Source organism: Neobacillus bataviensis (assembly GCF_019969725.1).
Genome location: NZ_JAHXYW010000011.1, coordinates 119395 through 132630, shown reverse-complemented (window position 1 = coordinate 132630; position 13236 = coordinate 119395). Strand labels below are relative to the sequence as shown.

Genomic DNA, 13236 nt, shown 5'->3' with positions numbered 1-13236 from the left:
ACATAAATTATTTTTAGAAATTAAAGGAGGAGAACGAACATGTCAAAAGTAAAAGTTGCCATTCTTGGTTCAGGTAATATTGGAACCGATCTCATGATTAAATTAGGGCGTTCTGAAATTTTGGAACTCACGACTGTCATTGGTATTGATCCCGATTCTGATGGATTGCGACGTGCCAAAGAATTAGGGTACACAGCCATCGATATAGGTTTAGAAGGATTTCTTGAGCAGCCTGAATTAGCAGATATCGTCTTTGATGCCACCTCAGCAAAAGCCCACATCCGCCATGCAAAGCTTCTAAAAGAAGCAGGGAAAAAAGTGATTGATATGACTCCGGCAGCAAGAGGACCATTTGTCGTTCCATCAGTAAATATGGGTTCGAACATCGAAGCGGAGAATATCAACCTGATTACTTGTGGCGGTCAGGCAACGATTCCAATGGTTCATGCGGTTAACCGCGTAAGCCCGGTAGAGTATGCGGAAATTGTTGCAACCATCTCCAGCCGCAGTGCCGGACCAGGAACGCGTGCTAATATTGATGAATTTACGGTCACAACATCAAGAGGAATCGAGGAAGTTGGGGGAGCGAAGAAAGGAAAAGCAATCATTATCCTTAACCCTGCCGAACCGCCAATATTAATGCGTGATACCGTTTATGCCCTTGTAGAAGAAGGAACGATGGATGAAGCGAAGATCACCCAATCTATTAAAGAAATGGAAAAAGCAGTTCAGTCTTATGTGCCTGGATATCGCTTGCGTACCGAACCTATTTTTGATGGCAATAAGGTGACTATTTTTATCGAAGTTGAAGGCGCGGGTGATTACCTTCCGAAATACTCCGGAAACCTGGACATTATGACAGCCGCAGGCGTAAAGGTAGCGGAAGAGTTTGCGAAAAATCTAAAAGCGAATCAGCTAGTTTAATAGAAAGGGGAGAACAACACAATGACAAATGCCCGAGATATTTTTATCACAGAGGTAGCATTAAGGGATGGCAGCCATGCCATTGCCCACCAATTTACAGTTGAACAGGTTTTAAAGGTAGCAAAAGCATTAAACGATGCAGGCGTTCCTTATATTGAAGTATCCCATGGTGACGGTTTAGCAGGTTCATCCTTACAGTATGGCCTGTCCCGAACAAATGAACTGGAATTAATTGAGGCGGCTGTTTCGGTTGCAGACAAGGCTAAAATTGCGGTCCTTCTCCTGCCAGGAATTGGGACGGTTAAAGACCTAAAGGAAGCAGCGAAATTAGGGGCAAAGATGGCGCGTATAGCCACCCATGTAACGGAAGCAGACGTTTCCCTGCAGCATATTCATGCCGCGAAGGAACTAGGGATGGAAACCGTCGGATTTTTGATGATGTCACACATGGCGCCGGTTGATAAATTAGTAGAGCAAGCAAAGTTAATGGAAAGCTATGGAGCAGACTCGATTTATGTAGTCGATTCTGCGGGCGCCTTGCTTCCTGATGGGGTTCGAGAGCGCATCCGTGCCTTGAAACAGCATGTAGGTGTAAACATTGGTTTCCATGGTCATAACAACCTTTCCCTTGCTATGGCCAACACTTTGGTGGCAATCGAAGAAGGCGCTACTAGAATTGATGGAAGTGTCCGCTGTTTAGGTGCCGGAGCAGGTAACACGCAAACGGAAGTACTTGTTGCCGTGCTTGACCGGATGGGCATCAAAACAGGCGTAGATGTTTATAAAATGATGGATTTGGCTGAAGAGATTGTCGCACCCATTTTACAAACTCCACAAGAGATTACAAGAGACAGTCTTGTGCTTGGTTATGCCGGGGTTTATTCAAGCTTTGCACTTCATGCGAAACGGGCGGCGTCCAAGTTCGGCATCGATTCACGCGATATTTTAATAGAGTTGGGTAAACGCAAAGTTGTCGGCGGACAAGAGGACATGATCGTAGATGTGGCCGCAGAAATTGCCAAAGCTAAGAGTGTAGAAACAGTACGATAACGGTGCCAGGCACCAATCAAGGACTTTCCTGTAAATCGGGAAGGTCCTTTTTATTTGTAGAAGTGGATTGGAAATTTGTTGAATCCCCGCTCAGATTTGTAGGAAGTACCCTAAAAATTGTAGAATCCCTCCACTCCCTCCACAATTTAGTTGAAACCTACTATATATTTTTTTTACAAAAAGAATTTCATAACTAGCTTTTCTTTCACCAAGTTTTCACCATTCTCTATTAGAATTCATATCATCAAGGAACGAAAGGAGGAAATATATATGAAAAAGAACAAAGTTGTTTTCTGGGGTATTATCATTGCCGCTTCAGTTTTGGTGATCAATGTACTCCACTTTCTTTTAGGAGGGCATAGCGCTTTTGCCAGAGGTCCACATGGACAAGGCCATGGAGGAATGGGAACACGAGGTGGAGGCTTCGGTCATAACCAGTTCATGAACGGTCCGCATCATGAAGGCGGATTCCCATGGCTCGCCCTTATTATTGGACTAGCTGTCCTCGTTCTACTAGTAAGATGGCTTAGAAAAAAAGCAAAGACTTCTTCCATGAAGCAGTTTATTGACACATCTATTGTGGGTTCACATACACCGGTCATGAATCAAAATGCAGCGATTTTAGACCAATGGGAAAAAAATATTATTACTAAAAAGGAGACTGAATAAAATGGGTATTTTTAGAAGAGTAAAAACAATTGCCATGGCAGAGGTTAACGGACTATTGGACGGGATCGAGGATCCGATCGCGATGTTAAATGAATATTCCAGAGAAATGGAGCAAGAAATTGCAAAAGGTCAAAAAGCGCTAGCACGACAAATTTTTGTAGAAAATAAACAGGCGGCTCTCATATCTGAAACACAGGCGTTAGAGGACAAGCGTACCCGCCAGGCGAAGCTGGCCATAGAAAAAGGCGAAGAGGGAATGGCAAAACTGGCCGTGCAGGAAAAGCTCACCCTAGAAAAGCAGGCCGCTCTCTATCAGGAACAATATGAGGCAGTAAAAACTCAGACGAAAATCTTAGTTGAAAAATTAGACCAGTTGAAAGAAACATACAACCAAATGCAGCAAAAGAAAATCTTATTAGCCTCTCGTGCTAATGTGGCACAATCTATGAAACAAATTCAGAAAGCAACTGTTTCCTTCCAGACTGACACGATTGCAAGAGGGGTAGCCCGTGCCGAAGAGAGGATTTTGTTAATGGAAGCAGAAGTACAAGCAGGCAGCCAATTCGCCGCCCCTTTAGCACAATTTGATACAGCCTATGATAATTTCATTAACGATGAGGAACTAAATAACGAAATTGAAAAATTAAAAAATGAAAAGGTAACAATTTAGTAGACCAAAGAGCACCTGAATATGAGGTGCTCTTTTTAAGTGAATTTTAAGCTTGCTAAGTTAGGCTTTATTGGTAAAGAAAAAACTCTATAAGGAGTCTTAGCAATGAATATTTTATTAGCAGAGGATGATTCACGCCTAGGCGAATTAATCGTATATATGTTAAAGAAGAAAGCCGGATACAAGGTTGAGTGGGTTCAAGAAGGGGACGATGCGTACTATTATGCCACTTCCTTACCTTATGATGTCATAATTATGGACTGGATGATGCCAAACGGGAGCGGAGTAGAAATCTGCAGACGCCTAAGAAAAAATGGTTATTCCGGTGCGCTCCTCATGTTAACCGCAAAGGATACGGTTCAGGACCGTATCGAAGGTCTGGATTCCGGCGCTGATGATTATCTCGTCAAACCTTTTGAAATTGACGAGCTGCTAGCCCGCTTACGGGCACTTTCCCGCCGCAACTATGCGCCTATTTTAGAAGAGGAAATCGAAATGGAAGATTTGATTCTGAATCGGATGAGTCACGTCGTACGTTCAAGCGGAAAGGAGATTCTATTAAGTCCCCGTGAATTTCAGCTTTTGGATTTATTGGTGCAAAATAAAGGACAAGTCCTGCCGCGCGAGGTCATACTTGAACGGATTTGGGGCTTTGATGCGGATGTGGCCATGAAAACGATTGATGCGACCGTCAAATTGATCCGCAAAAAGCTGGTTCCACTTGGAAAACAAGAACAGCTGCAAAGCATTAGAGGGGTAGGGTATAAATTTGAATCTTAACCCATTATCATATATTCGTTCAGTTACCAGTCATAGGGAAAAGGACGTTTTTAAGAGCACACAAGGTAAACTTACCCGGATTTATAGCGGAATTTTGGTGTTATTTCTCATCGTTTTTATCGTCATCGTGTATTTTGTGCTCCATTTTGTAATCATGCAAAATCAGGAAAAGGAGCTTCAAACTTTAGTAAATCAGGAAGCCGCCTACATTGAAGAATATTTATTGAAAAATAATCAAACGGATTTGCATGACATGCAAAATCAAGAGGTTGTCTTCGCTGGAGTGAATCAATATTTCTATTATGTAGTAGGCACTAATGGGGAAGTGATAATGGGACAAGAAGCTAATCGCCGCATCCGTCCCGATATTCTCCGAATTTTGCAGGAAGGTCATCAAAATGAAATACAGAAAAAAACTCTGCGTATGGAGAGCAGGGGCAATAAAGGCGAATTCCATCCTTCTGAAACGAATCAGGATATCCGATTGATCATTGCCAGTAAGCCCATTTATTATAACGGCCAATTCATTGGTCAGCTTTATGCAGGAAAAGACATATCATTTGTCTATCAATTGTTTCACTGGATTCTCATTATTCTAGTTGCTTTAGGTGGTATCTTTTTCGGAATTGCAATCGCTATTAGTACGTCCATGTCGAAAAGGGCGATGGTTCCAATTAGCGGAGCCTTTTCAAGGCAGAGGGAATTTGTCGCAGATGCCTCCCATGAACTGAGAACACCTTTAAGTGTTCTGCTTTCATCGGTAGATGCGATGGAAATGACGATTGAACCGCAAAAAGAGGACTTTTCTGGGAAAATGCTTTCGAATATGAGACAGGAAGTAAAGCGGATGACTCAACTTGTCAGTGACCTCTTAACATTGGCCAGATCCGATTCCAATGCAGTCGAGCTTAGAACAGAAACATTTGACTTTTGCCCGCATGCAGAAAAGGCCTTGAAGTCCGTTAGTCCGCTGGCTGCTTCCAAACAAATCTCGCTCAGCTTAAATGCCCCGCCTGTACGTATGGTAATTGGCGACCCGCAGCGTCTATCTCAGCTTTTATATATTTTCTTAGACAATGCTATTAAATACACGCCAAATGGAGGGGAAGTCAAGCTGTTCCTTTCAGGAGATGAAACCGAGCTCGGGATTGCTGTTCAAGATACCGGAATCGGCATCAAGAAGGAGGATTGCCAGCGAATTTTCGAACGTTTTTTTCGATCTGATAAATCACGGACCAGGCAAACGGGCGGACATGGCTTGGGGCTTTCCATCGCCAAGTGGATTGTCGAAACACATAAAGGAACAATCAAAGTATCCAGTGAAATTGGAAAAGGAAGTACCTTTATTGTAAGGATTCCATATGGACTAAAAAGATAAAAAACTTAGAACACCAAAAATGGTCCATTGGTGGAAAAGACAACCAACAAACCACAAAATCTAGTTTAATAATGATATGTTAAAAATTGAACTTAATCCAACAGGTGCGATTCTTCAAGATGAAGGTCGCCTTTTTTCTTATTTGAACATTAAAAAACTAATTTTAGTTTATAACTCAGTTGGAGGATTAAACCAAAAATATACTAAGCAATTTAACAATTTCAAGGTAGTTTTTACCTTAATAAAATTAAAATGAGGGGTGATGACATCTCAAGCCCAATCGGCAGAATGATAGCATTGTTTCACCTTATCTTCTTTATGAATATATTAAAATCCAAATGACATATGTTTAAGCCGTTCTCTTTTTAGGTCTGCCATAGGAAAAAACATATATAAACAACTAAAAAAGCAGTGCAGTTCATTCCCAATGAAATCGCACTGCTTTTGCAGTTTTTTGGGGAAAATGTTTAGAAATCCTTTATTGAGACTTACTCAGCTTACAAATATTTGAAGCATTTTAATCAAACGATTGATTAGTTTTGGTAGAAGAGTATTTTGTGGAAAATCGTCGGCATCCATTTCCCTCATCAATGTCGTATGAACAACTCTTTTTCACCGTAGGCGTAGTTTTTTTCATTACTTGAATTGCTGTTCCGTAACAACCGGCAGAGAACAGGTATCTTTTGACGTTTTATGGTAATATATTTTCATTAACTCGAAGAGGAGTACACGACATGAGGACACTGCAATTAACTTTGGAGGAAGCGATTGAAATATGCAAGGCTCTTTCGAACGAACATCGGATGGAAATGCTTAAAATTCTTTCACAGGGACCGATGAATGTAAATGAAATTTCCGATATCATGAGCCTGCCCTTTTCTACAGCCGCAGTGAATATTAAAAAGCTGGAGGATGCAGGTCTTATTTCAACGGAATTAATTCCAGGCCGCGGGATGCAAAAGGTAAGTTCAAAAAAATACGATCGGATTGTCATCAATCTTCGGAAGGAAGAACCATTGGATGAAAATATCATAACAATCGATATGCCAATAGGGGAATACGTAGATTGCGATGTGGAATCAACATGCGGTCTGGTCAGCGAAACCGGCTTGATTGGCATGCAGGATGAACCAAGAACTTTTTATGAGCCTGACAGAAAAAACGCGGAGCTGTTATGGTTTCGAAGGGGATTTGTGGAGTATCGTTTTCCAAATCGAATCCCTTATGGGGCTGAAGAAGAAAATTTGGAGATTGTGGCTGAAATATGCTCAGAAGCCCCTTATCACAAACTCGATTGGCCCTCGGATATTACGGTATGGGTAAATAATATTGAAGTAGGAACTTGGACGAGCCCGGGGGATTTTGGAGGACAAAGAGGCTTCCTGACACCTGGGTGGTGGCATACAGAAAATACCCAATATGGTCTTTTGAAAAATTGGAGCATAAATAAAGAGGGGTCCTTTATTGACGGGATTAAACAATCCGACGTAACCATTACTGAACTCGGCCTTCAGTTAAAGCCATTTATTTCGGTCCGGTTTGGAGTAAAAAAGGATGCAGTAAATGCCGGGGGGATGAATTTATTTGGACATCGTTTTGGGAATTATGAACAAGGCATTATTATGAAGTTACTTTATTCTAATAAAAGTTAGAACAAAAAGAAAAAACGGTCCTAAGGACCTATTTTTTAAATTATTATTACAATGTTTATTGTAATAAAATGATAAAACATGTTATATTAATTTTCGAAATATTATAAAATAATTAAGGGGGAAAATGAATTGAAAAAGCTAAACATATTTGTGGTCCTTTTACTTTTGGTCGTTTCGGCTTTAGCAGGTTGCAGCAGTTCAGAAAAAACAGCCGGCAAAAATGAAACCGCTAGCAAAAAGGTAGAATTGAATTACTGGGTTCCATTCAGCGGCGGTGACGGTGATTTCATGAAAGCAATGGTAGAGGAATTCAATAAAGCCAACCCTGACATTCAAGTTAAAATGTTAAATCTTAAATGGGAAGAATATTACACGAAGCTCCGTACAGCGGTTGCTTCCAAGCAAGCGCCAGACGTAGCTGTGGCCCATACCTCAAAGCTTGGAGAACTTGTTCCTGAAGGAATGATTCAAGAGCTTGATCCAATTGCGGAAAAAGCAGGGGTTAAATGGGATTCATTTAACGAAAACATTCTAAATGCGACGATTTTCGAAGATAAACATATGGCGATTCCGCTTGATACACACGCGATGGTTATGTTTTATAACAAAAAAATTCTTGGCGACGCCGGATTATTAGATGATAATGGCAAGCCGAAAATGGACCCGGGTGCAGCAGGATTTGTCCAATTCCTAAAGCAGGTTCAAGAAAAAGCTCCTAAAAATGTTATGCCATATGTTGGAACTTCTAATGGAAATGCTCCTTACTGGATGTGGTGGTCTTTATACAGCCAGATGGAAGGCAAACTTCTAAGTGAAGACGGTAAGAAAGCGGCCTTCAACAATAAGGAAGGAAAGGAAGCGCTGCAGTTTATTTCGGATATGGTCTATAAGTATAAGTTCTGGCCGAAAAACGTGAAAAACGGCGGAGAAATCTTTTCAGCTGGCCAGGCTGCCGTCAACTTCAATGGCGTGTGGTCGACTGGGTCATTTGAAAAGTCCCAGGACCTTGATTTTGGTGTAATGACACTTCCGCAATTATTCGAGCAAAAGGCGACATGGGGAGACTCACATACACTTGTATTGCCAATCCAAAAACACGTAGATAAGAAAAAACAAGAAGCTACAGTTAAATTTGCAAACTGGCTGGCTGACCATGGTGCTATGTGGGCAAAAGCCGGTCACGTTCCAAGTAAGCCTGCCGTTACCGAGTCAAAGGAATTTACAGAACAGAAGTACCGTAATGACTATGTCGAAGTTGTTAATGATGTAAATTTCATGCCTAATTCGGACAAGCTGTTCCCGATTGGTGACATTCTTCGTGCAAACTTTGATCTGGTTATGAACGGTCAGGCTTCTGTAGACGAAGTGATGGACAAGGCGGAAAAGGAAGTAAATCAATTGCTTTCCAAATAAAATCTGTTTTGAAAGGCAGCCCCTGTAAATGGGGCTTCCTTTCTTAAAGGGGAAAAGTTCTCTTAAGGAGGAGGTTTTAAAGATGGAACCAGCAGTATCAGCAAGCAAAGGGAAACACGAACCTGTACCATCAAAAAAGCAAAATAAATTTACCAATATATTGGCAAACAAAAAAACGTTATCGCTTAATTTATTCGCATGGCTGTTTCTAGCCCCCTATTTGATTTTTTATTCCTGGTTTATGCTTTATCCGATTATTAAAGGGTTCATCATCAGTTTGTACAAATGGACGATCGGCAATGAGAGAACATTTGTAGGTTTCGGAAACTACAAGACTATGTTTCAAGACAGCTTCTTTTGGGAAGCGTTGGGAAACACGCTTTACTTCGTTTTAATTTCAACTCCGACACTTGTAATAATAGGAATTTTACTGGCATTAATCGTAAATGCAAAGCTAAAAGGCACAGGTTTTCTTAGATCTGCTTTTTTCCTTCCTCATATTCTATCAATCTCTGTTATTAGCAGTATCTGGGTATTTGTCCTGCAGCCCTATACAGGTCTGTTGACTTCCGTTCTCAAGTCAGTAGGAGTGACAAACGAGATTTTCTGGTTGAACAGTACAAATCTTGCCTGGTTCTCCATTCTTTTGGCAACCGTCTGGTGGACAATCGGATTCAACATGGTCTTGTTTTTAGCGGGATTGCAGGAAATTCCAGATGATTTATACGAGGCAGCAAAAATCGATGGTGCCAACAGCTGGCACTGCTTCAGATATATCACATTGCCTTCCTTAAAAAGTGTCATTTTATTAGTTGTTGTTCTCCAATCGATTGGTTCATTTAAATTATTCGGACAGTCTTACATGATGACCAATGGAGGACCTGGAACCTCGACTCGGACACTTGTTCAGTACATTTATGAGACGGGCTTCCGTACGAATGACATGGGACTCGCATCCGCGATGTCTTACGTGCTCTTTTTAGTGATGATCTTATTTGCTGTAGTACAATTTAAATTTATGGCAAAAAAAGACTAGGACAAGAGGGGAGAAAACATGGAAGCAGTAAAGCCAAGAATGAAACCTGGGAGAACACTCCTGTATATTTTTAGCTATTCGCTCGTACTAATTTGGTTAGTCCCAATGTTATGGATGGTGATGACCGCCATTAAACCGGATGGGAGCCCGGTAACGGTATTGACGGAACTGATCAAACCTCCTTTTACTATGGACAACTATAAGTTTGTTTCCGAAAACGCCTCGATTTGGAGATGGACGTGGAACAGCGTCTATATTGCCATTGTTACAACGGCGTTGACGTTGCTGTTGACGTCAATGGCAGCATATGTCTTGTCAAGAATCCCGTTCAAGGGCAGTAAACTTGTTTTTTGGGTGATTATCGCAGGACTAATGGTGCCAACTGAGGCAACGATTGTTCCATTGTTTTTGATGATGGTCGATAACGGTCTTGTTAACAGTTACAGCTCGATCATTTTTCCAAGTGTAGCGGCGCCGCTTGGTGTCTTAATACTAAAGCAATTTTACGATGCAATTCCGAAGGAGCTAGTGGAAGCGGCAGAAATGGACGGCGCCAATAAGCTCAGGATCTGGTGGAGTATATTCCTGCCGCTGTCTAGGTCTTCAATGGCTGCGCTTGGGATATTTACCTTTATTAGTTCCTGGAACAACTTTTTATGGCCATTTCTCGCTATCAGTGACGAAAAGATGATGACCCTGCCGATTGGGATCCCTCTTTTCCAAAGTGGTTATGCAGCGGAGCTTACGATTCCGATGGCTGCCAATATGCTGGCAAGTTTGCCTGCATTAATCGTTTTTATCATATTCCAAAAGCACATTATCAAAGGCATCACGATGACAGGAATTAAATAAGAATATGGAGGAAGTCAAGATGAGGGGAAGCATAAGCTTGGACGGGATTTGGAAATTCGGACTGGACCCGAAAGATGAAGGGGAATGGCTGGACTGGCAAGCAGCAGGTATTCCGAACAGCCGCGATGTAGAGGTGCCGCATATTTGGCAAAGAGATGGAAAAAACCTCGTTAACTATAATGGGGCAGCCTGGTACGAAAAAAGATTTCATTTTCCCAAAAAACGAGGGAGAATATTCCTTTGCTTTGGTGCTGTAGATTACCATGCAAGAGTTTGGCTTAACGGACAGTATGCTGGTGAACATGAGGGGGGATTCACCCCTTTTGAATTTGAAATGACCGACCTTTTGGTTCAGGATAGTGAAAATATCTTAACGGTCAGAGTTTATGATCCCGAGGACAACGCGGAAATTCCCATTGGCAAGCAAGGAAGCTGGTACACAAGGGTAAGCGGAATCTGGCAAAGCGTTCATTTAGAAAGAAGGTCCGATATATATATTGAAACCGTTCAGGTAACACCGGACCTGGAGAACAGTCAAATAAAAATTGCCTTCCGTTTGAATGGGGAGTTAGGAAGTGGAGCAGAAGTTCAATTTGCTGTCCGCAGCCACCTATCTGCCGGTCAACCAGATGCTGTACAAATGATGAATATAACGGAAAACCATAGCGAAACCATTATGCCGCTTCCAAACTTCATCTTATGGGATACAGAGAACCCGCACCTTTACGATCTTGAAGTGACTTGCCGCGATGATGTGAAGACGATGACCTTTGGTATGAGAAAGGTGTCGTTTGAAAAGGGCAGAGTCATGCTCAATAACAAGCCGGTTTATATCCGCGGTGCATTGGATCAGGCCTTTTATCCGGATACGGTTTATGCGGCTCCGTCAGATGAGTATATCCAAAATGAAATTAGGCTCGCTAAACAAATGGGCTTTAATATGCTAAGAAAACATATTAAAGTAGAAATTCCAAGATATCTATACTGGGCTGACAGGATGGGCATGCTGATTTGGGCCGAACCGCCAAACTATGTCAAGTTTACACCACAGGCGACGAAAAGATTTCAAAACGAATTAACCGCCATGATTCATAGAGATTTTAACCATCCTTCTATTGTGATTTGGTCGATCTATAACGAGGAATGGGGATTGGAATGGGATTTGGCCAATGACCCTCTCAAACAAAAGCATGTAGAAGAAATGTATGATTATGTTAAAGCGCTCGATTCTACTAGACTGATTTGTGATAACTCCGGCTGGACACATGTCAAAACAGACATCAATGATCATCACCGTTATTTTGTCTGCCCGGACCAGCTGGAAGCATGGCAGAAAGATTTGGATGAGTTTGTGATTGGAAAACCTGATAAAAACTTTGTGGATGGTTATCAGTCAAATGGCGAACCGATTATTGTTTCTGAGTTTGGTGTGTGGGGACTGCCAAGTGTGGAAAAGCTGAAGGATTATTACGGAGAGGAGCCTTGGTGGTTCGTCAACCAGGGCGAAGAATCGCATCAGGAGGACTACAAGAAACCAACAACTGGACAAGCCAATTTCACAAGATATCAATTAAAAGATTCTTTTAAGGACTTCGAGGACTTGGCTGCTGCATCACAAAAAAGGATGTTCCGAGCCGTGAAATCGGTTATTGAAGAAATGAGAAAACGTCCGGAAATTGCAGGCTATGTAGTGACAGAATTTTCCGATATTGAATGGGAAACCAATGGCTGGCTGGATTACCTTAGAAATCCGAAAGAAGGTTTTGAGCGCCTGATTGATTTTAACGGACCGTTAGCCGTGATGGCAGATAAAGTGACAAACAATGTTTGGTCAGGCGAGAGGGTGACGATGGACCTCATCATTTGCAATGACAACTTAAAGTCTTTTCATGGTGTGGTTGAGTGGTCTATTCCGGGATTGAAGTTAAGCGGGATCCTACCGGTACACTCTGCCGGAGAAGCCTTTATCCGTGTTGAAGAGGCCGTTTCCTTCCAAGTTCCGGAGGTGGAACAATCCGGTTTTTATGAGTTGAAGCTTGCATTAAAGGTGGTCGGTCAAACAGTGGCAATCAATACTGAAGAACTGACCATTACACCAAAATTGGACAAGAAAAAAGAAGAAATTGCAGTTTACAGCTTGCCAGAACGCTTCCAATCAGAGCTCACTTTGAATGGGTACCAAATCAAAAACAATTTGGACACTGATGTAAAGGTGGTAACGAATCGTCTGGATGAAGAAGTTCTACGTTTTGTTCATAAAGGCGGGGACGTAATCTTTCTTGCGGAAGATGGGGATCGAATCGAGGAGAAGGGGCAGTTCACCTTCAGGGAGCTGCCGAAGGGAGAAAGCTGGCCGCGCGCCTCGTCCTTTAATTTCGTCAACGAGAAATTTTTCCCGGGGATTCCTTTAAATCCAGAGATGGGCTGGGAAGTAGACCGATTGATTCCGGACTTTGTGGTACCTGTCAGCGATTACAAAAAAGCTAGCGGCCGCCGGACGATTCATATGTTTGGAAGCCCCGGTCTCGCCTTGTCCTCCAAGATTATCTCAGGTTACTTTCAGGGATGGGTCGGCCAAATGGGTGTTTCAATGATGGTACAAAGGTACGGAAAAGGAACCATCACACTGACTACATGGAAACTTAATGAGAATTATGGGAAACACCCCATTGCAACCCAGGTATTTGATCATTTGTCTAGGGTGGATGCTAAGCAACTTTTTGATTCCGGTGCCTGTCACTGCCCGGAATTTGTCGAGCATTAATTACCATTTAGTGATTCCGCCGGCTCGATAAATAGGAAAAAAAGTCAA

General features: G+C 42.1%; 11 protein-coding genes. All 11 read left to right on the top strand.

Annotated features, from left to right (window positions below):
* Positions 1-39: 39 nt before the first annotated feature.
* The 11 genes from LC455_RS23250 to LC455_RS23200 all read left to right on the top strand — a co-directional run bounded on the left by LC455_RS23250 (position 40) and on the right by LC455_RS23200 (position 13188).
* Positions 40-924 (top strand): acetaldehyde dehydrogenase (acetylating), encoded by an 885-nt coding sequence (locus tag LC455_RS23250; RefSeq protein ID WP_223594469.1) that lies wholly within the window; start codon positions 40-42, stop codon positions 922-924.
* 21 nt (positions 925-945) lie between these two features.
* Positions 946-1974, top strand: coding sequence for a 4-hydroxy-2-oxovalerate aldolase (gene dmpG / locus LC455_RS23245; protein ID WP_223594467.1), 1029 nt, complete (start codon positions 946-948; stop codon positions 1972-1974).
* Positions 1975-2244: 270 nt separating this feature from the next.
* Entirely contained in the window at positions 2245-2643 is a 399-nt protein-coding gene (locus LC455_RS23240; protein WP_223594465.1) for a hypothetical protein, read from the top strand.
* A gap of 1 nt (position 2644) precedes the next feature.
* A complete protein-coding gene (locus LC455_RS23235) occupies positions 2645-3313 on the top strand; it encodes a PspA/IM30 family protein (protein WP_223594463.1) in 669 nt (222 codons plus the stop codon).
* Positions 3314-3418: 105 nt separating this feature from the next.
* Positions 3419-4093, top strand: a complete 675-nt coding sequence (locus tag LC455_RS23230; protein ID WP_223594459.1) for a response regulator transcription factor — start codon at positions 3419-3421, stop codon at positions 4091-4093.
* The gene (locus LC455_RS23225) at positions 4083-5471 is read left to right on the top strand and encodes a sensor histidine kinase (protein ID WP_223594457.1); all 1389 of its coding nucleotides are present in this window, start codon (positions 4083-4085) and stop codon (positions 5469-5471) included. Before LC455_RS23230 ends, LC455_RS23225 begins: the two co-directional genes overlap by 11 nt.
* A 734-nt stretch (positions 5472-6205) precedes the next feature.
* Positions 6206-7123, top strand: coding sequence for an ArsR/SmtB family transcription factor (locus tag LC455_RS23220; protein WP_223594455.1), 918 nt, complete (start codon positions 6206-6208; stop codon positions 7121-7123).
* A 129-nt stretch (positions 7124-7252) separates the two neighbouring features.
* Complete coding sequence (locus LC455_RS23215) at positions 7253-8536, top strand: ABC transporter substrate-binding protein (protein ID WP_223594453.1); 1284 nt, start codon at positions 7253-7255, stop codon at positions 8534-8536.
* A gap of 82 nt (positions 8537-8618) precedes the next feature.
* The gene (locus LC455_RS23210; RefSeq protein ID WP_223594451.1) at positions 8619-9572 is read left to right on the top strand and encodes a carbohydrate ABC transporter permease; all 954 of its coding nucleotides are present in this window, start codon (positions 8619-8621) and stop codon (positions 9570-9572) included.
* Between the two features lie 18 nt (positions 9573-9590).
* On the top strand, positions 9591-10424 hold the full coding sequence (locus LC455_RS23205) for a carbohydrate ABC transporter permease (protein WP_223594449.1): 834 nt from the start codon (positions 9591-9593) through the stop codon (positions 10422-10424).
* A gap of 19 nt (positions 10425-10443) precedes the next feature.
* On the top strand, positions 10444-13188 hold the full coding sequence (locus LC455_RS23200) for a glycoside hydrolase family 2 protein (protein ID WP_223594448.1): 2745 nt from the start codon (positions 10444-10446) through the stop codon (positions 13186-13188).
* Positions 13189-13236: the final 48 nt, after the last annotated feature.

Excerpts from the sequence above, each read along its gene's own strand:
- LC455_RS23250 (WP_223594469.1), top strand. The coding sequence starts at position 40 with ATGTCAAAAGTAAAAGTTGCCATTCTTGGTTCAGGTAATATTGGAACC.
- dmpG (WP_223594467.1), top strand. The coding sequence starts at position 946 with ATGACAAATGCCCGAGATATTTTTATCACAGAGGTAGCATTAAGGGAT.
- LC455_RS23240 (WP_223594465.1), top strand. The coding sequence starts at position 2,245 with ATGAAAAAGAACAAAGTTGTTTTCTGGGGTATTATCATTGCCGCTTCA.
- LC455_RS23235 (WP_223594463.1), top strand. The coding sequence starts at position 2,645 with ATGGGTATTTTTAGAAGAGTAAAAACAATTGCCATGGCAGAGGTTAAC.
- LC455_RS23230 (WP_223594459.1), top strand. The coding sequence starts at position 3,419 with ATGAATATTTTATTAGCAGAGGATGATTCACGCCTAGGCGAATTAATC.
- LC455_RS23220 (WP_223594455.1), top strand. The coding sequence starts at position 6,206 with ATGAGGACACTGCAATTAACTTTGGAGGAAGCGATTGAAATATGCAAG.
- LC455_RS23210 (WP_223594451.1), top strand. The coding sequence starts at position 8,619 with ATGGAACCAGCAGTATCAGCAAGCAAAGGGAAACACGAACCTGTACCA.
- LC455_RS23205 (WP_223594449.1), top strand. The coding sequence starts at position 9,591 with ATGGAAGCAGTAAAGCCAAGAATGAAACCTGGGAGAACACTCCTGTAT.
- LC455_RS23200 (WP_223594448.1), top strand. The coding sequence starts at position 10,444 with ATGAGGGGAAGCATAAGCTTGGACGGGATTTGGAAATTCGGACTGGAC.